The organism is Streptococcus sp. HMSC064H09 (genome assembly GCF_001812625.1).
GTDB lineage: Bacteria > Bacillota > Bacilli > Lactobacillales > Streptococcaceae > Streptococcus.
In genome coordinates this window covers 1-404 of sequence record NZ_KV809562.1, presented here as the reverse complement: position 1 = coordinate 404, position 404 = coordinate 1, and the positions used below count along the sequence as shown (strand labels likewise).

Annotated in this window: 1 protein-coding gene; it reads left to right on the top strand. The window is 44.8% G+C overall.

Going from position 1 to position 404, the window contains the following annotated elements; genetic code table 11:
- Positions 1-404 (top strand): Rib/alpha-like domain-containing protein (locus HMPREF2867_RS02550; protein WP_256263051.1); only part of this gene is annotated, 404 nt, incomplete at both ends.

Below are 404 nucleotides of genomic sequence, written 5' to 3'. Positions count from 1 at the left end.
TGGATACAACAACACCGGGCGATAAAGGAACAACAGTTGTAGTGACCTACCCAGATGGTTCAATCGATGAAGTCCCTGTAACAGTTAAAGTGGTTGATCCACGTACAGACGCCGATAAGAACACACCAACACCTAAGGACCAAACGGTTAACGTTGGTGAAACACCAGACGCTAAGAACTCAATTGGTAATGTTGGTGACCTTCCAAGTGGTACGAAGTTTGAATTCAAGACACCAGTGGATACAACAACACCGGGCGATAAAGGAACAACTGTCGTTGTGACTTATCCAGATGGTTCAATTGATGAAGTTCCAGTCACTATCAAGGTTGTAGATCCTCGTACAGACGCAGACAAGAACACACCAACACCTAAGGATCAAACGGTTAACGTTGGTGAAACACCA